We start from the raw sequence: 22,561 nt of genomic DNA on the forward strand, positions 1-22,561 counted from the left end.
TGGTGAGTTTGGTGCCGTTACAACGTGCTGAACAGCGGGAAAGTCCCCAACAGCAAGGCTGCGACCAGTATGCACAGGCAGACCAGCACTGCCCACTTCAGGGTGAAACGCTGGTGATCGCCGAATTCGATCCCCGCCAGTGCCACCAGCAGGTACGTCGACGGCACCAGTGGGCTCAGCAGGTGAACCGGCTGGCCGACGATCGAGGCACGGGCCATTTCCACTGCGGTGATGCCGTAATGGCTGGCCGCTTCGGACAGCACCGGCAACACACCGTAGTAGAACGCGTCGTTCGACATGAAGAACGTGAACGGCATGCTCACCAGCGCCGTGATCACCGCCAGGTACGGGCCGAGGAAATCAGGGATCACCGCCAGCAGGCTTTTCGACATGGCATCGACCATGCCGGTGCCCGACAGGATACCGGTGAAAATGCCCGCCGCGAAGATCAGACTGACCACCGACAGCACGCTGCCGGCGTGGGCCGCGACACGATCTTTCTGCATTTGCAGGCAAGGGTAGTTGACGATCATGGCAATACTGAACGCCACCATGAACAGCACCGGCAGCGGCAGCAGGCCGGCGATCAGGGTGCACATCAGGGCCAGAGTCAGCAGGCCGTTGAACCAGATCAGTTTCGGACGGCGGGCATCCGGGAATTGCGAGACGCTGATTTCGCTGTGATCGATTTCGTCGCCGATCAGGTGCAGCTCACCCAGACGCGCACGCTCACGTTTGCCGTAGAAGTAGGCAATGATCAGGATCGCCACCACACCGGCAGCCATCGCCGGGATCATCGGTACGAAGATGTCCGACGGATCCACGTGCAGCGCACTGGCGGCCCGGGCGGTCGGGCCACCCCACGGGGTCATGTTCATCACGCCGCCGGCGAGGATGATCAGACCGGCCATGATTCGCGGGCTCATGCCGATGCGGCTGTACAGCGGCAGCATGGCGGCCACGCAGATCATGTAAGTGGTCGCGCCGTCACCATCAAGGGAAACGACGAGCGCCAGTACGGCGGTGCCGACCGAAACCTTCAGCGGGTCGCCCTTGACCAGTTTGAGGATCTTGCGCACGGCCGGGTCGAACAGGCCGGAGTCGATCATCAGGGCGAAATACAGAATCGCGAACATCAGCATCACGCCGGTCGGCGCAAGCTTGGTAATGCCTTCGAGCATCATCGGGCCGATCTTCGGGGCGAAGCCACCGAACAGGGCGAACAGGATCGGGATGATGATCAGAGCGATCAGCGCAGACAGGCGCTTGGTCATGATCAGGAACATGAACGTGATGACCATGGCGAAGCCAAGGAAAGTCAGCATGGGAATACTCCAGGCGTAGCGCGGCTAGGTAAGTGAGCGGATCGGGCGGATCAGCGCAGAACGGGAAGCACGAAGCGTACGGGCGGAGTCGGAGCGAGGAGGCGGGTTGCAGAGGACATCAGAATCACCATTGTTGTTGTTAATTGGGCCTGTCGTGCGAGCAATCACACGCGTTGGCCAACCGGTCTGTTGCCGGCAGTGGGGGCGATCCTAATCGGGGAACCTTTCAGCTACCTTTCGCGCAAGAAAGCTTTGGGCGAACGGCCAACCGGCCGTCGGATGCGGGCTAGAGTCAATGAACACGGGAAGCGGAGGGCAGGGCGATGACTGAGTTGCACGGCGGTGGCTGTCACTGCGGACATATCCGCTATCAGTTCAGCGGAGCGTTGCACGACATAGCCCACTGTCATTGTTCGATCTGTCGAAAGGTCAGCGGCGGCATCGTCACCACCTGGATCACGCTGCCGGCGGCGAACTTCCAGTGGCTGGCCGGGACGCCTTCGCGTTATGACTCGTCGACCAGTTGTGCCCGGTTCTTCTGTCCGAACTGCGGCGCACAACTGGCGCTGGTGACGTTGCTCAGTCCCGAGAGCATCGATCTGACGATTGCCACACTGGATCATCCAGAACTGGCCCCCGCCGAGCGGCACATCTGGACCGACAGCCAGTTGCCATGGCTGCACCTGGACGAGCATTTGCCGGGCGAACCTGAAGAAACCATCTGATTAAAAAATAGACAGATCCAGCGGCCGCATCGCGCCCATCCAGATCGCGTGTTCGGTGTGATCGAGCAAGTCATCGCCGGTGTCCGGGTGCAGGAACACCACTAATCCTTTGCGATTGAGCGCCAGCCACGGCAACACGTCGCCGATCAACTCCGGGCCGAAGGCCAGCTGGCAGCTCCAGTCCGGGTGCGGGCCGACCGGACGTTCATGCACGCGGCCCATCTTCAATGGGAATAATTGCGCGGCCTGCTCACACAGCGCCCGCGCCTGTTCGATCGTGCTGGCGTCGTAATAAACATGGGCGTGATAACCCTTGATCGTCTGCATCGCAAACCCTCTGAATCGGTTCGAACCCTCGGCGTTGCCCGTATGTCACACGCCATACAAGGGAAAACAAAAGGGACCTCAGCCATGAAAAATGCCGAAACCCCGGCGGTGAAAGTGGTGCTCTATGGTGCCATGAGTAGCCTGGGCAGTGCGTTGATGGCTGAACTGCTGCGCCGCCAGCACGAAGTCATCGCGATCCTCGACGATCTGACGGCGCTCGCGCCACGGCCGGGGCTGCGCACCAAAAGCGGCGACCTGCTCGATGCCGAGCGGGTCAATCAGAGCGTGGCCGGCAGCTCGGCGGTGATCTGCCTGCTGAATGCGCCGGGCTTGCCGCTGAGCAGTGATCATGTCGAGAAAACCGTGGTGCTGGGGCCGGTGGAACAGGTGCTGGCGGTGGATGCGCTGATCGATGGATTGCAGGCGGCGAACGTCTCGCGGCTGTTTGTCATCGGCGAATTCGAAGCTCTGGACGATCCGGAAAACGCAGACCCATTGCAACGCCACGCCGCCGAAGAAGTGCGCGAAGCCCTGCAAAGCAGCCCGTTGCACTGGACGCTGGTGAATGCACCGCGCAGCGTCGCCGGGTTGACGATCGAGCATTTCAGTCAGGTGGGCCGCACGCTTGAACCGGGTCTGGCCGAACCGCTGGAGCGCCTGAACCGGGTGGCGGTGGGGATTGCAGATGAGTTGCGGCTGAATCTGCATCTCCGCCAACATGTGGATTTTGTTGCTGCTTCCTGATCCGTTACACCGCAATCGACGGCAGCGGGAGTCCAGCCAGGGATTCGGCGCTGCTCGCCTGTTCGGCCATCAACCAATCCACGAAGGTCTGGATCAAAGCGCCCCGGCGTTTGCGTTGCGGCAGCACCACGTAATAACCGAGGCGCGACAAGGTGGTTTCGGCGATCGGCCGGCACAGCAGACCTTGGGTGAGCAAGTTATCCACAAGGTGCCGCCAGCCGATGGCCACACCCTGACCGCCAATAGCCGCTTGAATCAGAAGGGTGTAGTTGTCGAAGCGCAACTGACCAGGCGCGGGGGGCGTGCTGATGTTCAGCGCGCGGAACAGGCCGCTCCAGTCGAACCAGTTGCTGCTGTTTTCTCCGCGCAGGTGCAGCAGCGGAAACTCCATAAGTGCTTGGGCCGGCAGGGGCAGGGGACGATCCTTGAGCAACTGCGGGCTGCACACCGGAAACACTTCTTCGCTGAACAGCCAGTGACTTTCGCCCTGTTTGAAGCGACCGTCGCCGAACAGCACGGCAACGTCGATATCCGGGCGCAGCATGTTGTGATTGCGTTCGCTGGTGACCAAGCTGACGTCCACCTGTGGATAAGCTTCATGAAAGCGATGCAGACGCGGCATCAGCCAATACGCGGCGAAGGCGAAATCGGTGGCGACCTGCAGCACTTCATGTTGCTGCTGTGTGCTGATTGCGCTCAATCCTGCATCGATATTCTGTAAACCGAGGGTAACTTGCTCGAACAGGATCGAGCCGACCTCGGTCAGTTCGATGCCTCGGTAGATGCGGTCGAACAGCCGTGTACCGAGTTGCTCTTCCAGCCGTTTGATCTGCTGACTGATCGCCGGTTGGGTCGTGCCAAGCTCAACCGCCGCAGCGGTAAAGCTGCGATGACGGGCCGCCGCCTCGAAGGCGCGCAGCAGGTCCAGCGACAGATCACCGAGGGCTTCATACATAAGCTGTGCTTATCCTAGTCATTGTCCGGCGCGGGCTTTACCGGATATTGCGTGGAATCCATGCTCGATCGCAGCAATGTCGCATAAATATTCACTATGGAATGCCGCGATCACATGAAGCGCAAGAACATTCTTTTCATCATGGCCGATCAAATGGCCGCGCCAATGTTGCCGTTCTACGGCCCGTCGCCGATCAAACTGCCGAATCTCAGCCGCCTCGCCGAACAAGGCGTGGTGTTCGATGCCGCGTACTGCAACAGCCCGCTGTGCGCACCGTCGCGTTTCACCCTGGTCAGCGGCCAGTTGCCGAGCAAAATTGGCGCCTACGACAACGCTGCCGATTTCCCCGCCGACATTCCCACGTACGCCCATTACCTGCGCCGCCTCGGTTACCGCACCGCGCTGTCGGGCAAGATGCATTTCTGCGGCCCCGATCAACTGCACGGTTACGAAGAGCGCCTGACCAGCGACATCTATCCGGCCGACTACGGCTGGGCGGTGAACTGGGACGAGCCCGATGTGCGGCCGAGCTGGTATCACAACATGTCTTCGGTGTTGCAGGCCGGCCCGTGCGTGCGCACCAACCAGCTCGACTTCGACGAGGAGGTGGTGTTCAAGGCTCAGCAATACCTGTTCGACCACATTCGCGAGGACGGCGACCAGCCGTTCTGCCTGACCGTGTCGATGACTCACCCTCACGATCCGTACACGATTCCCAAGGCATTCTGGGATTTGTACGACGATGCTGATATCCCGCTTCCGACGACGCCGGATCAGCATTCACTCGATCCGCATTCCCAGCGTTTGCTCAAGGTCTACGACCTGTGGGACAAGCCGCTGCCTGTGGATAAAATCCGCGACGCACGCCGTGCCTACTTCGGCGCGTGCAGCTATATCGACGCCAACGTCGGCAAACTTCTGCAAACCCTCGAAGATTGTGGGCTGATGGACGACACCGTCATCGTGTTTTCCGGTGACCATGGCGACATGCTGGGCGAGAAGGGCCTTTGGTACAAAATGCACTGGTTCGAAATGGCCGCGCGGGTGCCCCTGTTGATAAGTGCACCCGGTCAGTTCAAATCGGGCCGTGTCAGCTCTGCCGTCTCCACCGCCGACCTGTTGCCGACCTTTGTCGAACTGGCCGGGGGCAACCTGGAACCGAACCTGCCAATGGACGGCCGTTCGCTGGTGCCGCATCTGCAAGGGCAGGGTGGTCACGACGAGGTGTTCGGCGAATACATGGCCGAAGGCACTGTCAGCCCGCTGATGATGATTCGTCGTGGCGCCTTCAAATTTATCTACAGCGAAACCGACCCTTGCCTACTCTTCGATGTGGATAACGATCCACGCGAGCAGGAAGAACTCAGCCAATCACCGCAACATCGCCAGCTGTTCGACGATTTTCTCGCCGAAGCACGTGCCAAGTGGGACATCCCGGCAATCCACCGCGAAGTCCTCGAAAGCCAGCGTCGCCGGCGTTTCGTCGCCGAGGCGCTGACGATCGGCAAGCTGAAGAGCTGGGATCACCAGCCGCTGGTGGACGCCAGTCAGCAATACATGCGCAACCACATCGACCTCGATGACCTGGAGCGCAAGGCCCGTTATCCACAACCCTGCCAAAACCAATAACGTTAAGGGGAAGTCCATGGTCAAGTTATCCACAGTCGTGACGCTCAGTCTGCTGGCACTGGGCAGCGCATCCGCGTTCGCCGAGAGCTGCGACACGGTGAAAATGGCCGATCCCGGCTGGAGCGACATCGCCGCGACCAACGCCATCACCGGGTTTCTGCTGGAGGGCATGGGCTACAAGGCCAAGGTCGACACCCTCGCGGTGCCGATCACCTTCGGCGGCTTGAAGGATGGCCAGGTCGACGTGTTCCTCGGCAACTGGATGCCGGCGCAGCAGGGCTTCTACGACAAGTTCGTCGCCACCGGCGATGTCACCCAACTGGCGAAGAATCTCGACGGCACCGAATTCACCCTGGCCGTGCCCGATTACGTGTGGGATGCGGGTGTGCATAACTTTGCCGACCTGAATAAGTACGCCGATAAATTCGAGAAGAAGATCTATGGCATCGGCTCTGGCGCGCCGGCGAATATCTCGCTGCAGGAGATCATCAAGAAGAACGACTTCGACCTGGGCCAGTGGAAGCTGATCGAGTCCAGCGAACAGGCGATGCTCGCCGAAGTCTCGCGGGCGGTGAAGAAACAGAAGTTCGTCACCTTCCTCGGCTGGACCCCGCACCCGATGAACGTGCAGCTGAAAATGCATTACCTCAAGGGCGGCGAGAAGTACTTTGGCGACACGGGTAGCGTCTACACCCTGACCCGCAAGGGCTATGCCGAGGCCTGTCCGAATGTGGGTAAATTGCTGACCAATCTTGCGTTCACTCAGGAGATGGAGAACAGCATCATGGCCGAGGTGGTGAACAAGAAGATCAGCAATGCGGAGGCGGTGAAGGCGTGGATCAAGGCGAATCCGGCGGTGTTGGACAAGTGGCTGGAGGGGGTGAAGACGGTGGATGGCAAAGATGCGTTGGCGGCGGTTAAAGCGAAGCTTTGATCGCGGTGTGCTGAAGGTCTGAGTTCGCTTTAGATCTTTTCCCCCCTCACCCCAACCCTCTCCCCCCAAGGGGGGCGAGGGGGAAAGGGAGCTGACCTTCGTTGGTTTCAGAAACTGAGTTCGACTGAAGACTTTCAGGTCGATGCATCCCGTACATACACCTCGGTCAGTCCCCTCTCCCTCCGGGAGAGGGCTAGGGTGAGGGGGAAGGATTCAACTGACACACAACGACATCCGAAACCACCCTGTTACCCTTGCACCATTCCCAAAAACCGAGAGGATCCATGGCCCTCCCCAGCCGTCGCTCACTTTTCCCCTTCCTGACCTGGCTGCACCGGCAGACCCGCGCCAGCGTCGGGCGGGACCTGGTCGTCGGCCTCAGCGGGGCGATTCTCGCGTTGCCCCAGTCGATTGCCTACGCGCTGATCGCAGGGCTCCCACCGGAATACGGGCTCTATGCCGCCATCGTCCCGGTATTGATCGCCTGCCTGTGGGGCTCATCGTGGCATCTGATCTGTGGGCCGACGGCAGCGATTTCGATTGTGCTGTTCGCCAGTGTCAGTCCGCTGGCCGTGCCTGCGTCACAGGACTACATCACTCTGATCCTGCTGCTGACCTTCCTCGCCGGGATTTTCCAGTGGCTGCTCGGCCTGTTGCGCTTCGGTGCGCTGGTGAATTTCGTCTCGCACTCCGTGGTGCTGGGTTTCACCCTCGGCGCGGCGGTGGTGATTGCCATCGGTCAATTGCCGAACCTGCTGGGACTGGATCTGTCGGCCAAGGCGACGGCACTGGCCAGTCTGATGGATTTGCTGCGCCATCTCGGGGCTGTGGATAAACCGTCGCTGGTCCTTGGTGTGGCGACGGTGGTGGTTGGCGCGTTGCTCAAACAGTGGCTGCCGCGCTGGCCAACGCTGTTGATGACCTTGGTGCTCGGCAGTCTGGTGGTTTGGCTGTGGCCGGCGATTTTCGGCCACGTTCAACTGGTCAGCGCGTTTGTCGGGCGCTTGCCGCCGTTCAGTGGATTGCCGCTGGATATGGACCTGATCCTGCGCCTGCTGCCCAGCGCCGTGGCGGTGGGCATGCTCGGGCTGGTCACCAGCCTGTCGATTGCCCGTTCGATTTCCGCACGCTCGCAACAGCTGCTCGACGCCAACCAGGAAGTCCGCGCACAGGGTCTTTCGAACATCGTCGGGGCGTTCTTTTCAGGATCCTTGTCCGCCGGCTCGTTCACCCGTTCCGGGCTGAGCTACGAGGCCGGGGCCTGTTCACCGCTGGCCGGGGTGTTTTCGGCGTTGTGGGTGGCGTTGTTCGCGATTTTCGGTGCCGGGCTGATCGCGCACATTCCGATCCCGGCCATGGCCGGCAGCATTCTGTTGATCGCCTGGGGACTGGTGGATCATCGCGGCATTCGTGCGCTGTTGCGGGTGAGCCGGGCGGAATTCGTGGTGATGAGCCTGACCTGCGTCGCCACGTTGCTGCTGGAGTTGCAAACGGCGATCTATGCCGGCGTGCTGGCCTCATTGTTTTTCTACCTCAAGCGCACTTCGCAGCCGAGGGTGCAGCACTGGCGCGATGGCGAGGACGATGTGTTGCGGGTCGGCGGGTCGATCTTTTTCGGCGCCAGCCACTACCTGCAAGTGCGCTTGCAACGGATGCATGGCGCGCGGGTGGTGATCGAGGCGCAACAGATCAACTTCATCGACTATTCAGGCGTGGAAATGCTCCATCAGGAAGCCCGGCGCCTGCTGCGCCAGGATCGCAGCCTGACCTTGCGTCAGGCGCGACCGCAGGTGGTGGAGGAGTTGCGCAAGCTCGAAGGGCCGGAGAAATGTCCGATCCGCTTCGAGGACTGAGGGCGCCTTACAGCGCCAACTGCCGACGCAATTCCGCCAGAACCGGCGCAGTGTCCGGGCGCACACCGCGCCACAGGAAGAACGCTTCGGCAGCCTGCTCGGCCAGCATGCCCAAGCCGTCCATCACCACGCCTGCGCCATGCTCGCTGGCCCAGCGGCAGAACGCGGTCGGTTCCTTGCCGTACATCATGTCGTAGCACAGGGTCTTGCCAGGTTCGATCAGGCTTGGGGCAATCGGCGGCACGTCGCCGGTGAGGCTGGCGGAGGTGGCGTTGATGATTACGTCCACCGGTTCGCGCAACCAGTCGTAACCACTGGCCGACACCGGCCCCAGGTCGCAGAACAGTTCGGCCAGCAGCTCGGCCTTGTCCACCGTGCGGTTGGCGATGATCACCGAGGCCGGTTTTTCCGCCAGCAACGGCTCCAGCGCACCGCGCACCGCGCCACCGGCGCCGAGCAGCAGAATGCGTTTGCCGGTGAGGCTGAACCCGGCGTTGACCGTCAAATCCCGCACCAGACCGGCACCGTCGGTGTTATCGCCGAGCAGGCTGCCGTCGGCCAGTTTGCTCAGGGTGTTCACCGCACCCGCGCGTTCGGCGCGGGCGGTCAGGCTGTTGGCCAGGCGATAGGCATCTTCCTTGAACGGCACGGTCACGTTGGCGCCGCGACCTTCCTGGAAAAACGCCGTGGCGCAGCCGGAAAAGTCCTCGAGCGGCGCCAGCAGGGTGCTGTAGTCGAAGCTCTGCCCGGTCTGTTCGGCGAACAGTTTGTGAATCATCGGCGACTTGCTGTGGCCGATCGGGTTACCGAAAACGACGTAACGATCCATCAGAAATCCTCAGGCTTGGGCCAGCCAGTCGCGGTCTTGCAGGAAGTACTCGGTCAGGCGCGCTTCTTCGCTGCCCGGCTCGGCTTTCCAGTCGTAGGCCCAGCGCACTTGCGGTGGCAGCGACATCAGGATCGACTCGGTACGCCCGCCCGATTGCAGACCGAACAGGGTGCCACGGTCGTAAACCAGGTTGAACTCGACGTAGCGACCGCGACGGAATTCCTGGAACTCGCGCTGCTTGGCGGTGAAGGCGTCGTTCTTGCGGCGCTGCACGATCGGCAGGTAAGCGTCGATGTACGCATCGCCGATGGCGCGCATGAAGGCGAAACTGGTGTCGAAGTCCCACTCGTTCAGGTCATCGAAGAACAGGCCACCGATGCCGCGCGGCTCGTGGCGATGCTTGATGTGGAAGTAGGTGTCGCACCAGGCCTTGTAGCGCGGGTAGACGTCCGGGCCGAACGGCGCGCAGGCCTGTTCGGCGACGCGGTGCCAGTGGATGCAGTCTTCTTCGTTGCCGTAGTACGGGGTCAGGTCGAAGCCACCGCCGAACCACCAGACCGGTTCTTCACCTTCTTTCTCGGCGATGAAAAAACGTACGTTGGCGTGGGACGTCGGCACATGCGGGTTGTGCGGGTGGATCACCAGCGACACGCCAAGGGCTTCGAAACCACGCCCGGCCAGCTCCGGCCGATGGGCACTGGCAGACGGTGGCAAACCGCTGCCGAAGACATGGGAAAAGTTGACGCCGCCTTTTTCGATCACAGTGCCGTTCTCGATCACCCGGGTCCGACCGCCACCGCCGGCCGGACGGGTCCAGGCGTCTTCGACGAAGCGCGTGCCACCGTCTTCAGTTTCCAGCGCGGCACAGATGCGGTCTTGCAGGTCGAGCAGATAGGCCTTTACGGCGTCGGTGCGGGTCGTCATGGCTTCACCTTGGATCGGGCGGAACTGCGCGGCGCCCCGCGCAAATGGGCGCGTAGCATACCATCGCAAACCGGCACGCCGCAGTTGACGAAGATCAAGCATGAGCGTTCGATAGGGACCTTCCCAAATGACCCAAGGAGTAGGCAGATGGCCAAGCGAATCCAGTTCCGCGCCCACGGCGGCCCCGAAGTGCTCGAGTACGTTGACTATCAACCGGCCGAACCCGGTCCGCAGCAGGTTCGCGTGAGCAACAAGGCTATCGGCCTGAACTTCATCGACACCTACTACCGCAGCGGTCTGTACGCACCACCGGCGTTGCCGTCGGGCGTGGGTGCGGAAGGCGCCGGCATTGTCGAGGCCGTGGGCAGCGAGGTCACCCGGTTCAAGGTCGGTGATCGTGTGGCGTACGGCAGCGGCCCGTTGGGCGCGTACAGCGACGTCCACGTCTTGCCGGAAGCGAATCTGGTGCACCTGCCGGACGCCATCAGCTTCGAAACCGCCGCCGGCGTGATGCTCAAGGGCCTGACCGTGCAGTACCTGCTGCGCCAGACCTATGAACTCAAGGGTGGCGAAACCATTCTGTTCCACGCAGCGGCCGGCGGCGTCGGTTTGCTCGCCTGCCAATGGGCCAAGGCCCTGGGCGTGAATCTGATCGGCACCGTCAGCTCGAAAGCCAAGGCCGATCTGGCCAAAGCCCATGGCGCCTGGGAAACCATCGACTACAGCCACGAAAACGTCGCCCAACGGGTGTTGGAATTGACCGACGGGAAAAAAGTCCCGGTGGTCTACGACGGCGTCGGCAAGGACACCTGGCCGGCTTCGCTGGACAGCGTGGCGCCCCGTGGCCTGCTGGTGAGCTTCGGCAATGCGTCGGGCGCGGTGGACGGCGTGAACCTGGGGATTCTGGCGGCAAAAGGTTCGCTGTACGTCACACGGCCGACCCTGGCGACCTACGCCAACAACGCCGAAAACCTGCAGCGCATGGCCGACGAGCTGTTCGGGATGATCACCAGCGGCAAGCTGAAAGTGGATATCAGCCAGCGTTATCCACTGGCTGACGCGGCCAAAGCGCAGACCGAGCTGTCGGCACGGCGCACCACGGGCTCGACTGTGCTGCTGCCCTGACCACCGATGACCTCGTCCCATCTTCATGACGGTGCCGAGGTCTGTTCCAGCGTCACAAAAAACGGCGTCTTGCCGGCCAGGGTAGTTTCAAATCCCTGACGGGCAAGACGCTTCACCTCCAGCCCCAGCACACCGGGCAACCTGAGCAATGCGCTGGCCTGTCCTTCGACCTTCAACGCATCTTCAATGACGCCTTGTGTGTCGGCTGTCAGTGCGTCCTCGGCGAGGACCAGTCGCATGCGTGCACCCTCGGGCTGTTGATCAATCTGCACCTGGACATCGGTCGCCTGCAGCTGCGGCAAGAGCTGCCGGAGTACGTGCAATACCTGTGACTGAGTGATGATCGCGCCACCCAGTTTGATCGATGTCTCGACCCGTCCCTCGAGCGCCAGAACCGGCATGGAACTGCCGCAGGCACACTTCGTCACCGTGCGCAGGACTCGCCCACGATCCCCGATCCGGTAGCGCAACAGCGGCACATGATCGGGAAGCAGCGGCGTTAGCAGAAACTCACCGGTTTCCTCTTCAGCCACCGCTTGGAGGGTCAGAGGATCAACCACTTCGAGCAGCATGGCGTCGGCATGCAGGTGATAAAAACCGTGCTCCAGATGGGCACACTGAAAACCGATGGGGCCGGTCTCCGTCGAGCTGTAGCCCAACGAGCGAATGTTGAGCATCGGCCAGTCCCGGGCCAACTGGCCGCGCAACGTTTTACTGCAAGGTTCTCCAATGTAGTAAAGCCACTTCAGGCTGCCCAATTGCACGGCGCCGACGTTTTCATGGTTGAACAACGCGGCGGCGAAGGAGGAGGTGCATATCAACGCATCGACCTTGTGTGCCTCAATCAGCTCGGCGACGCGCTGCACCCCCATCTGTGAACCGGCAGGCAACAGGCGTGCGCCAATATGCTGGACGATGGCTGACGCGTATTGAAAGGCACCCTGCATTTCCCCGGCCGTCAGGCAGTTGATGACCGATTCAGGGCGTTCGTCCGTCGCACCGAACATCCGTGCCCCCAAGGGTACGATTGCAGCGTTGAACGCCCAGGAATGGCTGATCTGTTTGCGATTGCCGGTGCTGCCTCCCGAGGTCAGGGTCAATCCACCGCCCGGTGCTCGATGTGAGGCTTCACCGAGCGCGGAAAACAGCCCGCCGCCGGAAACGTCTTCCACTGCCAGAACCGGCAGTCGGTGCAGATCGGCCAATTCCTGTACTTCAAGGATTCGCGGATACAGCGCACGAAACCACGGCAGTGAACGCGCGTGAGCCAATTTACGAGCGAAGGCCTCGGCCGATACATCCGTGGGTTCATTGCTCATGGCCCCGCCCTCCCTGACGAATGCCCAGCTCATCGAATCCACTACGGACGGCGTTCGCCAGACATTCCAACTGGCGCTGACTGTGGCTCGCGCTGATAGCCAGGCGCAAAATCGCCTCGCCCTTGGCCACCACCGGAAACAGCGCGGTAGTGACCGCCATACCCTGCCGGCGCAAATGCTGCGACAGGCTGATCGCATCTCTTTCGGCACCGACGCGGACAAAACGAATGGGGGATGCGACGTGATGATTACCCAGCACTGGCCCCAGCAAACGGTCGATCGTGGCGATATTTCTCCACAGCGCCACCTGCAATTGCCCCAGTTCCGGCGACAAATGGATTTTCCCCGAAGCGACTGCCGCGCCCACCCCGCCAACGGACAATGGCCCGCCAAACGTGTAGGTCGATGCATGACGCCGAATCATCTCGGCATCGGCTTCGGTGCGCACAGTGATTGCCCCACCGGTTGCGCCGAAGGCCTTGGACAACGATGACAGGAGGATCAACCGGCCACGCTGTCGTTCATCCGCCGTGTCCAGCGCGTAACCACCTCCGGCCACGCCATGGATCGAGGTACCGTGGGCGTCATCCGCATAGAGATAACCGTCGAAACGCTCCGCCAGTTGCAGCAGGCGATTGATCGGGTACACACCGCGCATCGAGCCAATGCTGTCGGTCAGGATGATGGGTGTATTACCCGCCGCGACCGCCGTTGAGCACGCTTCTTCCACCTGCTCTACATCGCTGCAATCGCGGCGCTGTATAGGCCCGAATTGCCAGAGAATGCCTTGCAGCACTTGCATCGAAGCATGAGCGGAACGGTCGACAATCCAGCACGGGCCACGACGCATGGGATACGAAGGCATCTCACCGGAGCCGAGCAGCGGCAGACAACCAAGATGCGCACTGCCCACCGAGTTGAAGGTGACCGTATACCCCTGAAATATCCGGTTCAGCAGTTCATCCAGCTCACGCATGGGTGGCAACAGCGCCCGGGTTCGTGCGGCGGCGAACTGCACGCCGAAGGACTGGACGGAGTGCATCGCCCCTTGAATCAAGCGGGGATCACACTCCAGCCCCAGATAAGAACACGAGAGAAACTCGGTCAGCCGTTCGCCGCTATCGAGTTCGATCTCTTTGCTTTCACGTTTAGCCAGCTTCAGGCCATTCAGCCCCGCATCGAATAGCTGCTGCTGATCGTCACGCGCTTGCCGGACACGGTTTTTGACCCAATTGACGGTCGGTTGAAAAGTGTTCATCGGGATACCTGCAAAGAGGGTGTGCGGCGATAGACCTGGACATGCCAGAGCTGGGTTTTTTCTCGCGCAATGTCTGCCTGGTACTGCTGGGTGATATCGCAGAAACCTGCCCAATCGGGTCGCACCACATGCAAATGCCCCCGCATGACCACCTGTGCGTTTTCCGACAGGGCCGGTGCCAGGCGCTGCAAAACGTTCTTGCCGGCGGCTTCGGGCATGAAAGAAGGCACGTCCGACAGCGATACGAAATCGATGGCTGTTTCCCCGGCAACGCAGTCGAGGATGTCGGCCTGCACCACGCGTAACTCGCACTGCTGAAGTCCCTCACGGGCCCGCTGGAAAATTGCCGGATCGCACTCCAGCGGAAAGCCTTGTGGATAACGCAGCTCACCGAAAAACAGCATTTGCAGGAAAAAGCTCTCGCGGACCACCTGAGTGGTGAACAACGTATGGAAAATTTCCAGATATGCCGCGCGGGAACTGATCCCCAGGTTGTTGGGTGGAAACGCGCCCTTGTACAACAGCGAATTGAGGACTGCTGCGTTTCCCAGCAAAGCGATCACGGCTTTCCAGCGCTTGAGCGGGAAGCGGCTTCGGTAATATTCCGTTTGTTCGTCAAGCTGGCTGAACTGAAAAATGCCCCGGCCGGCCTTGCCGGTAAACAGTCGGGTGATCTTCGCCAAGCGCTTCAGGGTCTGCTCGAATGCCCCCATGTAAATCGGCGCTTCCCAACGTCGGGACTGGAAGAACGCCGACAGCCAGCGACGATCCTGCGGCGGTAAAACCAGCTGCTGGAAAATGGAGCGGCGTCGCGCCCGCATACTTTCCATTCGATAGCCCATGAACGCCATGAACGACTCGTGATCGGTCTGTTCCAGCAGGGCAAACCGCAATCGGGTCAACGCCAGTTGTGGCGCACTGATATCGGTACAGGTCATGCGTGCCGGGGCGGCGGCCAATAACGGCAACAGCCGGCCGCCGCATCCGGCGATACCCAGCACGTGCCTGGCACGTCTGGGCAGGATCGCGTACTCAAGCGCGGTGTCCTCATCCCCGAGCGTGTAGTTGAGCCGGTCGAAATAATCAGCCATGTCTGCCTCCAGCCGTCTGATCTGAACATGGGTGGCCGGCCTTCATTGGTTGTCCAGCGCATGGAGGAAGTCATAGCGAGGCGCCAGCCCGTTTCGCCAGGCCTCGAACTGCTCATAAACCGCCTCGAGCATGTTGCCGGTCAGACGCAGGCTGGTTTCCATCACAGTGGCTATCGCATCCCAGTCTTCCTGACGCTTGCAGGTGCGCTGCAGCATCAATTTGATTTCGTTGAAGTGCTCGATATCAATGTCGGAATGCGCAATGAAGAAAGTCAGTTGAGCGGGTTTGAGCGCCAGTGTTTCACTCAGGCTATCAATGAGCGGAGTAATGAACTGGTAGGCATTTTCTGCCCAATAACTATAACCAAGCCGTTGTAACGGGTTACCGGTAAAGGAGATCCAATATAAATAAGCGATCAATACATCAGTGGCCGGAAGTGCAGGCGGAATATCGAACACTTCATTCTTCAAACCAAGACTCATGACATCATGCAGTGCCATTTTTTCATGACCGACTTCCTGTGCCGCATGTTCAAAGCAGAACTTGGCATACACCGGATTATCCGCATGTCTAACACCCACCAGTCCTTGATTTCGCGCATTGTGCGCCGTGTAATGAAAAGTCTGGATCATGTAGATCGCATATAAGGCTTTAGAAATGCTGCCCTCGCGGATGGCTTTTACCAGCCGCGAACTTTCCAGAATACCGGCCCATGACTTTTCGATTCGCTCATCGAGCAGGCTTAATTGTTGTTCAAAACTGAGAGGCGTATTCATCAACGGAGTTCTCCAATGGGTTGGCGAGCAGGTGGGCGGACTGTTGAAGTGCTGTGAGGATTTGCTGCCATTGAGCCGAGAGCAGCCAGTAATCGCCGCGTTGGCGCTGTTCGATGCGCAGGGCGTCGGTGGTGATGGGCGTCAGGCCAAAGCGCTGGAACAGTCGCCGCTGCGGTGGTCGGCATAGCGCGGTAACCCCTTCGTAACCCCGCTTGATCGCCCACTCCGTGGCAGCCGCCAGCAGGCCGTTGATCGACATGGGGAACTGATTCTGCGAGTGACTGATCAAGCGACTGAACTCGACATGGCGCGACAGCGTCGTGGCGGGAGACAGTTGCTGCTGCGCCAGTGAGGCCCATTCGAACGGCGCAGGGGTCACTCTCAACACGGCCGTGGGCCTGTCGTGCTGATACAACAGAAAGTGGGTACTGCGCGAAATAATCGCCAAGCGTGTTTCAAGTGACCTGGCTCTGGGTGTCAACATGTAGTGTTGCAATCGCAATCGAAAATGACGGGAAACAAACCGTTCAAACTCTCGTGTGTCTGATCCTGCTTCAAGAATAACGATGCGATAGTTTTCATGACGCCTTTTAAAGGTCGTCTGAATCTCTTGCAGATAATCCGTTAATTGCGAATCCCTGATATCCATTTCTTCTCCGCAGCCGTTAACTTTTCGAAGTTTTCTGAGCGCATTGAAATAATGAATGGTTTTAGAAAAATCGCCACTGTGTGGCTTCTGAGAATAACGTCGGAAAAATTACAACAATTGAACACTTAAAGATTCATCTGACGTAGAAAGGAAAAATTCAAACAAAACACAGGGCTATAACTTCAGCTAAGTGAAGGAAAAATCGCAGGCACGCGTAGTACTCCTCGCCATGAAAGCCGAGGAGTACTCACATGATTAACCAAGGGTGGTATCAGGCCGGGCGCACGATATTGCCGGTGGCCAGATCCCGAATCAGGCTCGGGTTCTTGCGACCGCCAAGCGCTCCGCCGAGCACCAGATCGACCTGACCTCGGAAATATTGCTCGACCCGCAAGCGACTCTTCGCCGCCGGTCGCCCCTGTGGATTGGCCGACGTCGAAATCAACGGCCCTACCAGCGAGCACAGATCCCGCACCTGCGGATGATCGCTGACCCGCAGCGCCACGGTGTCATGCACCCCGGTCACCCACTCCGGCAGCAGGTTCTGGTGCGGCACCAACCAGGTGTTCGGCCCCGGCCAGGTGCTGGCCATGCGGTCGATCCAGTCCTGGGGGAAATCCTCGAACAGAAAATCGAATTGACGAATGTTGTCGGCGACCAGGATCAAGCCCTTGTCCACCGAACGGTTCTTGATCGCCAACAGGCGATCCACCGCTTCTTCATTCCAAGGATCGCACCCCAGCCCCCAGACGGCTTCGGTTGGATAGGCAATCACCGCCCCGGCGCGAATCTCTCGTGCGGCTTGTTGCACACGCCAACTGTTGACCATGAAAAACTCTCCGCAAACAGGTTTCGCGCAGTTTACCGATCTTCAATGTAAAACCTAGCTCACGCGCGCAAACCAGCGGCCGTTTTCGCACACGGCGCGGCCATCCATCTCCAGTTCGGTGAGTGCCGCCAGCACTTTGGGCAGCGCCCAGCCACTGCTGTCGGCCAGCCCCTCGCTGGTGTGCGGCGCGGCGTGCAGCAGACGCAACAACGGGTTATCCGGATTCGCTGCGACGGTGGATACCGGCAGGTGCTGCCAGCCGCGCAGGGCTTCGAGAATGTGCTCGATGGTTTCCACCAGCACGGCGCCGTCACGGATCAACTGATGACAGCCCCGGGCGCCGGGGTGATGGATCGAGCCCGGAATGGCGTACACCTCGCGACCCTGTTCCGCTGCCAGCCGCGCGGTGATCAACGAACCGCTGGCAACACTGGCCTCGACCACCAGCACGCCGAGGGACAAACCGCTGATGATCCGGTTGCGCCTGGGGAAGTTGCTCGCCGTCGGCCCGGTGTCCAGAGGAAACTCCGAAAGCACCGCACTGCCAGACGCAATCATCGCGTCCGCCAGCCGCCGGTTGCGCTGTGGATAAAAGTTTTCCAGGCCGGTACCGAGCACACCGACCGTTTGCCCACCGACATCGACAGCAGCTTGATGCGCCGCCGCATCGATGCCCAGCGCCAGGCCACTGGTGATGACGAATCCGGCCCCCGCAAGGCTGCGGGAAAACGCAGCGGCAGTGTCCATACCCGGGCGGGAAGCGCGGCGACTGCCGACCATCGCCAGTTGCGGTTTTTCCAGAATCCGTGGGTCGCCAGCGACGAACAGCAAGGGCGGCGGGTCGGGAATCTGCGCCAGCAAGGCCGGGTAATCCGGGTGATCCCACATCAGCAAATGTTGATCCGGACGCTCTAGCCAGCGCAATGCGTGGCTGGCGCCGTCGCGAATTTCAGGGCAGCGTCTGGCCTCGGCGCAGACCGCCGGCAAACCCAGCGAGCGCCAGGCGCTGGCCGGCGCGCTGATCGCCTTCGAGGCAGAGCCGAAGGCTTCGAGCAGTTTGGTGAAACGCTTGGGACCGACTTCCGGCAAGCGGTGCAGGCGCAGGCGCGCTTCCAGTTCCGCCGGGGAAACCGACGCAGAGACAGGCATCATCATGGATCATCCTTGATCGTTATAAGGCCCGAACCTTTCGGAACAAGCTGTGGATAACTCTGTTGGTAACTTGTGAAGCCAGCTAAGGATTTCGCACCTTGTCCAGCACCGCGAGCGAGCGCGATGCGTTCAGCACGAGGCCGTAACTGAGTTTGTCGTAGGTGCGGAACACCATCAGCAATCCGGCACGTTCATCGGGGATTTTCAGCGGCTGGCCAGTGATCCGGTCACGCACGGTTTCCCCGGTTTTCATCACCACCAACACGTTGCCCTCGGCCAGGCCGTCGCGTTTGCCCTTGTTCAGGGTCACCACGTCCATCGCGCCGATCTGCGTGACGCCGCGCGGCACATCGATGATCAGGCCGTTGATGTCGGTAGTGGGAGCGCTGGGCATGAAGGTCGAGTTGATCGAACGCTCTTCGCCGCTGAACAAGCGGTCGCCGAGGCGCACTTCCTGGGTCGTGCGTTGCAGGGCGAGGGTGGCGACGTCGCCTTCGGTGGCGACGATCTCACCACCGCCGATGTCGTCGGCGTTGATCCCCAGAAACTCCTTGCTCTGCGGATCGGTGTAGACCTTGCCCTGGCGGAAGATGCCGTAGACCGGCTGGTTCGGATCGAAATGGCCACGGGCGAAGATCCGGTCGCCGGTGCCGCTGAGCACCCGTTCGGCATCGCCGGCGACGATGTACGGCGCCTTGTCGAAGTCCTCGACCTTATCGACGATGCGGTTGCTCAGCAGAAAGCTGTTGATCGATTTGAGCGGAATGCTCGGAATCGCCTCGGCCACCGGGCTGGTGCGGATGCGTGGCGACAACTTGATGGTGCCGCGCGACTCGCCGCGATTGACGGTCAGGCGCGGCTGGCCGTTGACGTAACTGAGCGTCAGCGTGTCGCCGGGGTAGATCAGATTGGGGTTTTCGATCTGCGGATTAGCCCGCCACAGCTGCGGCCACTGCCAGGGTTCGCGCAAATATTTACCGGAGATGTCCCAGAGCGTATCCCCCGAAACCACCGTGTATTGCTGTGGAAAACCTTCCTTGAGTTGCACTTGCCCGTGCGCGGCGCCGGCCGAGGCCAGAAACAGCAGGGCGAGTAGTGATTTCCTCATGCGGTGAATCCCTTTATTATGTGCGTTCGCGTGAAACGCCAGAGCCCCCGTGGCTCGCTCCCTGCTCTATGCTGAAAATCAAGGAGCTACGTTTCACAACGGTAGCCTGCATCTTCGGACCCGCCAGGCCATCGCCCGACTTTACCTCACACGTGCAGCAATCAAGCTTATGGCCATTTTGAACATCCTCGAATTTCCGGACCCGCGTCTGCGCACTATCGCCAAACCTGTGGCTGTAGTGGACGACGAAGTGCGTCAGCTGGTCGATGACATGTTTGAAACAATGTATGAAGCGCCGGGCATCGGCCTTGCCGCGACCCAGGTCAACGTGCACAAACGTATCGTCGTGATGGACCTTTCCGAAGACCGCACCGAACCGCGGGTGTTCATCAACCCCGAGTTCGAATCGCTGACCGACGAAATGGAGCAATACCAGGAAGGCTGCCTCTCGGTGCCGGGTTTCTACGAAAACGTCGACCGCCCGCAGAAGGTCAAGATCAAGGCTCTGGACCGCGACGGCAAGCCTTACGAACTGATCGCCGAAGGCCTTCTCGCCGTGTGCATCCAGCACGAATGCGACCACCTTAACGGCAAGTTGTTCGTCGATTACCTGTCCACGCTCAAACGCGACCGGATCAAGAAGAAACTGGAAAAGCAGCACCGCCAGAACGCTTGATGCCCCTCTCCAAAGGCTTGCTGCGGCAAGCCTTTTTCTTTTTATGAGACTCCCCAATGACTGAGCCACTGCGCATCGTTTTTGCCGGCACCCCGGAATTCGCCGCCGAACACCTCAAGGCCCTGCTGGACAGCCCTTACGAGATCGTTGCGGTCTATACCCAACCGGATCGCCCGGCCGGTCGTGGGCAAAAATTGATGCCGAGCCCGGTCAAACAACTCGCCCTGGAAAACAATATCCAGGTGTTGCAGCCGCCGACCCTGCGCAACGCTGACGCTCAAGCCGAGCTCGCTGCGCTCAAACCGGATTTGATGGTGGTGGTCGCCTACGGCCTGATCCTGCCGCAAGCGGTGCTGGATATTCCGCGCCTGGGTTGCATCAACAGCCACGCCTCGCTGCTGCCACGCTGGCGCGGTGCGGCACCGATCCAGCGCGCGGTGGAAGCGGGCGACGCCGAGAGCGGCGTGACCGTGATGCGTATGGAAGCGGGCCTCGATACCGGCCCGATGCTGCTCAAGGTCGTGACCCCGATCAGCGCCGAAGACACCGGCGGCAGCCTCCACGATCGCCTCGCCGAAATGGGCCCGACCGCCGTGGTGCAGGCGATTGCCGGTCTGGCCGCTGGCACCCTGGAAGGCGAAGTGCAGAACGATGAGCTCGCCACCTACGCGCACAAACTGAACAAGGACGAAGCACGCATCGACTGGAGCCGTCCGGCCGTTGAGCTGGAACGTCTGGTCCGCGCCTTCAATCCATGGCCGATCACCCACAGCACGCTCAACGGCGAAGCGCTGAAAGTGCTGGCGGCGACACTTGCCGATGGCAACGGCGCACCGGGCACCATCCTCGGCGCCAGCAAGGACGGTTTGCTCGTCGCCTGTGGCGAACAGGCGCTGTGCCTGACCCGTCTGCAATTGCCCGGCGGCAAGGCGCTTAACTTCAGCGATCTGTTCAACAGCCGCCGTGAGAAATTCGCCACCGGCACCGTGCTGGGCGCAGCGGTAGAAGCGCAATGAACCCGCGTCTGGCCGCCGCCAAGGCACTCGCCGCTGTCCTGAGCGGCAAGGCTTCGCTCAACAGCTCCCTGCCGACGCAACTGGACAAGGTCGAAGATCGCGATCGCGGTTTCACCCAGGACCTGGCGTTCGGCACCGCCCGTTGGCAGCCACGTTTGTCGGCGCTGGCGGAAAAACTGCTGCAGAAGCCGTTCAAGGCAGCGGACGCCGATGTCGAGGCGTTGCTGCTGGTCGGCCTCTATCAACTGCTCTACACCCGCGTCCCGCCGCACGCCGCCATCGGCGAAACCGTCGGTTGCGCCGACAAGCTGAAAAAGCCGTGGGCGAAGGGTTTGCTTAACGCCGTGCTGCGCAATGCGCAGCGCGAACATGAGGCGATCTTCGCCGAACTGGAACGCGATCCGGTGGTGCGCACCGCCCACCCGCGCTGGCTGCAAAAATCCCTGAAGGCCTTCTGGCCTGAGCAATGGGAAGCCATCTGCGAAGCCAACAACGCGCATCCGCCGATGATTCTGCGGGTCAACCGTCGTCATCACAGTCGTGACGCGTACCTGGGTCTGCTGACTGAAGCCGGGATCGCCGCGCAGCCGTGCACCTTCAGCCGTGACGGCATCGTGCTGGAGGCCGCTGCCGATGTGCGCAGCCTGCCGGGCTTCGCCGAAGGCTGGATCAGCGTGCAGGACGAGGCCGCGCAACTGGCCGCCGACCTGCTCGACCTCGCACCGGGCCAGCGAGTGCTGGACGCCTGCTGTGCGCCGGGCGGCAAGACGTGCCACATCCTTGAAGCCGAACCGGCGCTGGCCGGCGTGGTAGCGGTGGATCTGGAAGCCAAGCGTCTGGTGCGAGTGAAGGAAAACCTCGAACGCCTCGGTCTGAACGCCGAACTGATCGCCGCCGACGGTCGCGACACGACAGCGTGGTGGGATGGCAAGCCGTTCCAGCGCATTCTGCTCGACGCACCGTGCTCGGCCACCGGCGTGATCCGCCGTCACCCGGACATCAAGCTGACCCGCCAGGCCGACGACATCGCCGCCCTCGCGCAACTGCAAGGCGAGTTGCTCGACGCGATGTGGAAAACCCTCGAAGTGGGCGGCATCCTGCTCTACGCCACCTGTTCGACCTTGCCGACCGAGAACACCGAAGTGATCGCCGCGTTCCTTGAGCGCACACCGGGTGCCCGGGAACTGGATCTGGCCACGGCCGCCGGGATCAAGCAGCCCCATGGTCGCCAATTGCTGGCCCAGCAGGGCGGGCATGACGGGTTCTACTACGCCAAGCTGATCAAGATCGCTGCCGCGCGCGGCTAAACGGATTCA

At 60.9% G+C, this 22,561-nt stretch carries 22 protein-coding genes; 9 read left to right on the top strand and 13 right to left on the bottom strand.

The features are described 5' to 3' along the window. Nucleotides 1–17 precede the first annotated feature (17 nt). On the bottom strand, nt 18–1,325 hold the full coding sequence (locus M5G18_RS16445; RefSeq protein ID WP_007954069.1) for a CitMHS family transporter: 1,308 nt from the start codon (nt 1,323–1,325) through the stop codon (nt 18–20). Between the two features lie 323 nt (nt 1,326–1,648). Here M5G18_RS16445 and M5G18_RS16450 point away from each other — a divergent pair, with 323 nt between their 5' ends. Continuing rightward, nucleotides 1,649–2,050 (top strand): GFA family protein, encoded by a 402-nt coding sequence (locus M5G18_RS16450; protein WP_273898103.1) that lies wholly within the window; start codon nt 1,649–1,651, stop codon nt 2,048–2,050. Here M5G18_RS16450 and M5G18_RS16455 read toward each other — a convergent pair whose 3' ends face one another. After that, a complete protein-coding gene (locus M5G18_RS16455; RefSeq protein ID WP_127796489.1) occupies nt 2,051–2,377 on the bottom strand; it encodes a DOPA 4,5-dioxygenase family protein in 327 nt (108 codons plus the stop codon). A gap of 84 nt (nt 2,378–2,461) precedes the next feature. On the opposite strand from M5G18_RS16455, the gene M5G18_RS16460 reads away from it, so the two are divergent. Beyond that, complete coding sequence (locus M5G18_RS16460; protein WP_273898106.1) at nt 2,462–3,121, top strand: NAD(P)-dependent oxidoreductase; 660 nt, start codon at nt 2,462–2,464, stop codon at nt 3,119–3,121. A 4-nt stretch (nt 3,122–3,125) separates the two neighbouring features. On the opposite strand, the gene M5G18_RS16465 is transcribed toward M5G18_RS16460, so the two are convergent. Then, nucleotides 3,126–4,076: a choline sulfate utilization transcriptional regulator gene (locus M5G18_RS16465; RefSeq protein ID WP_129973334.1), complete on the bottom strand. Its 951-nt coding sequence runs from the start codon at nt 4,074–4,076 to the stop codon at nt 3,126–3,128. Between the two features lie 114 nt (nt 4,077–4,190). On the opposite strand from M5G18_RS16465, the gene betC reads away from it, so the two are divergent. The 3 genes from betC to M5G18_RS16480 all read left to right on the top strand — a co-directional run bounded on the left by betC (nt 4,191) and on the right by M5G18_RS16480 (nt 8,492). After that, the gene (gene betC / locus M5G18_RS16470) at nt 4,191–5,705 is read left to right on the top strand and encodes a choline-sulfatase (protein WP_273898109.1); all 1,515 of its coding nucleotides are present in this window, start codon (nt 4,191–4,193) and stop codon (nt 5,703–5,705) included. 16 nt (nt 5,706–5,721) lie between these two features. Further along, a complete protein-coding gene (gene choX / locus M5G18_RS16475; protein ID WP_273898110.1) occupies nt 5,722–6,639 on the top strand; it encodes a choline ABC transporter substrate-binding protein in 918 nt (305 codons plus the stop codon). Nucleotides 6,640–6,923: 284 nt separating this feature from the next. Then, entirely contained in the window at nt 6,924–8,492 is a 1,569-nt protein-coding gene (locus tag M5G18_RS16480) for a SulP family inorganic anion transporter (protein WP_273898111.1), read from the top strand. Nucleotides 8,493–8,499: 7 nt separating this feature from the next. Here M5G18_RS16480 and aroE read toward each other — a convergent pair whose 3' ends face one another. Continuing rightward, the gene (aroE, locus tag M5G18_RS16485) at nt 8,500–9,321 is read right to left on the bottom strand and encodes a shikimate dehydrogenase (RefSeq protein WP_273898112.1); all 822 of its coding nucleotides are present in this window, start codon (nt 9,319–9,321) and stop codon (nt 8,500–8,502) included. A gap of 9 nt (nt 9,322–9,330) precedes the next feature. Beyond that, on the bottom strand, nt 9,331–10,245 hold the full coding sequence (gene hemF / locus M5G18_RS16490) for an oxygen-dependent coproporphyrinogen oxidase (RefSeq protein WP_007954079.1): 915 nt from the start codon (nt 10,243–10,245) through the stop codon (nt 9,331–9,333). Nucleotides 10,246–10,392: 147 nt separating this feature from the next. Between hemF and M5G18_RS16495 the strand changes: the two genes are divergently transcribed. Next, nucleotides 10,393–11,370, top strand: a complete 978-nt coding sequence (locus tag M5G18_RS16495) for an NADPH:quinone reductase (protein ID WP_273898113.1) — start codon at nt 10,393–10,395, stop codon at nt 11,368–11,370. Between the two features lie 23 nt (nt 11,371–11,393). On the opposite strand, the gene M5G18_RS16500 is transcribed toward M5G18_RS16495, so the two are convergent. The 8 genes from M5G18_RS16500 to M5G18_RS16535 all read right to left on the bottom strand — a co-directional run bounded on the left by M5G18_RS16500 (nt 11,394) and on the right by M5G18_RS16535 (nt 19,553). After that, nucleotides 11,394–12,689: a phenylacetate--CoA ligase family protein gene (locus M5G18_RS16500; RefSeq protein WP_273898114.1), complete on the bottom strand. Its 1,296-nt coding sequence runs from the start codon at nt 12,687–12,689 to the stop codon at nt 11,394–11,396. After that, nucleotides 12,679–13,947, bottom strand: a complete 1,269-nt coding sequence (locus tag M5G18_RS16505) for an aminotransferase class I/II-fold pyridoxal phosphate-dependent enzyme (RefSeq protein ID WP_273898115.1) — start codon at nt 13,945–13,947, stop codon at nt 12,679–12,681. The genes M5G18_RS16500 and M5G18_RS16505 overlap by 11 nt, the downstream gene beginning before the upstream one ends. Beyond that, nucleotides 13,944–15,038, bottom strand: coding sequence for a DUF3419 family protein (locus tag M5G18_RS16510; RefSeq protein ID WP_273898116.1), 1,095 nt, complete (start codon nt 15,036–15,038; stop codon nt 13,944–13,946). Before M5G18_RS16510 ends, M5G18_RS16505 begins: the two co-directional genes overlap by 4 nt. A gap of 42 nt (nt 15,039–15,080) precedes the next feature. After that, nucleotides 15,081–15,815 carry an iron-containing redox enzyme family protein gene (locus M5G18_RS16515; RefSeq protein WP_273898117.1) on the bottom strand — a complete coding sequence of 245 codons (735 nt, stop codon included), beginning with the start codon at nt 15,813–15,815 and terminating at the stop codon, nt 15,081–15,083. Beyond that, a complete protein-coding gene (locus tag M5G18_RS16520) occupies nt 15,793–16,464 on the bottom strand; it encodes a hypothetical protein (RefSeq protein ID WP_273898118.1) in 672 nt (223 codons plus the stop codon). The genes M5G18_RS16515 and M5G18_RS16520 overlap by 23 nt, the downstream gene beginning before the upstream one ends. 271 nt (nt 16,465–16,735) lie before the next feature. Further along, nucleotides 16,736–17,293, bottom strand: coding sequence for an L-threonylcarbamoyladenylate synthase type 1 TsaC (gene tsaC / locus M5G18_RS16525; protein ID WP_007954101.1), 558 nt, complete (start codon nt 17,291–17,293; stop codon nt 16,736–16,738). 54 nt (nt 17,294–17,347) lie between these two features. Then, nucleotides 17,348–18,448, bottom strand: coding sequence for a DNA-processing protein DprA (dprA, locus tag M5G18_RS16530; protein ID WP_273898119.1), 1,101 nt, complete (start codon nt 18,446–18,448; stop codon nt 17,348–17,350). 79 nt (nt 18,449–18,527) lie between these two features. Next, nucleotides 18,528–19,553, bottom strand: coding sequence for a LysM peptidoglycan-binding domain-containing protein (locus tag M5G18_RS16535; protein ID WP_007954103.1), 1,026 nt, complete (start codon nt 19,551–19,553; stop codon nt 18,528–18,530). 169 nt (nt 19,554–19,722) lie between these two features. Between M5G18_RS16535 and def the strand changes: the two genes are divergently transcribed. From def to rsmB, 3 genes are read left to right on the top strand one after another with little or no spacing between them, the layout of a single operon-like run. Continuing rightward, entirely contained in the window at nt 19,723–20,229 is a 507-nt protein-coding gene (gene def, locus M5G18_RS16540) for a peptide deformylase (RefSeq protein WP_007954104.1), read from the top strand. Nucleotides 20,230–20,285: 56 nt separating this feature from the next. Further along, nucleotides 20,286–21,245: a methionyl-tRNA formyltransferase gene (gene fmt / locus M5G18_RS16545; protein WP_273898120.1), complete on the top strand. Its 960-nt coding sequence runs from the start codon at nt 20,286–20,288 to the stop codon at nt 21,243–21,245. Further along, nucleotides 21,242–22,552 (top strand): 16S rRNA (cytosine(967)-C(5))-methyltransferase RsmB, encoded by a 1,311-nt coding sequence (gene rsmB / locus M5G18_RS16550; protein WP_273898121.1) that lies wholly within the window; start codon nt 21,242–21,244, stop codon nt 22,550–22,552. The genes fmt and rsmB overlap by 4 nt, the downstream gene beginning before the upstream one ends. Nucleotides 22,553–22,561 lie beyond the last annotated feature (9 nt).

Source organism: Pseudomonas aphyarum, assembly GCF_028657055.1.
Taxonomy (GTDB): domain Bacteria; phylum Pseudomonadota; class Gammaproteobacteria; order Pseudomonadales; family Pseudomonadaceae; genus Aquipseudomonas; species Aquipseudomonas aphyarum.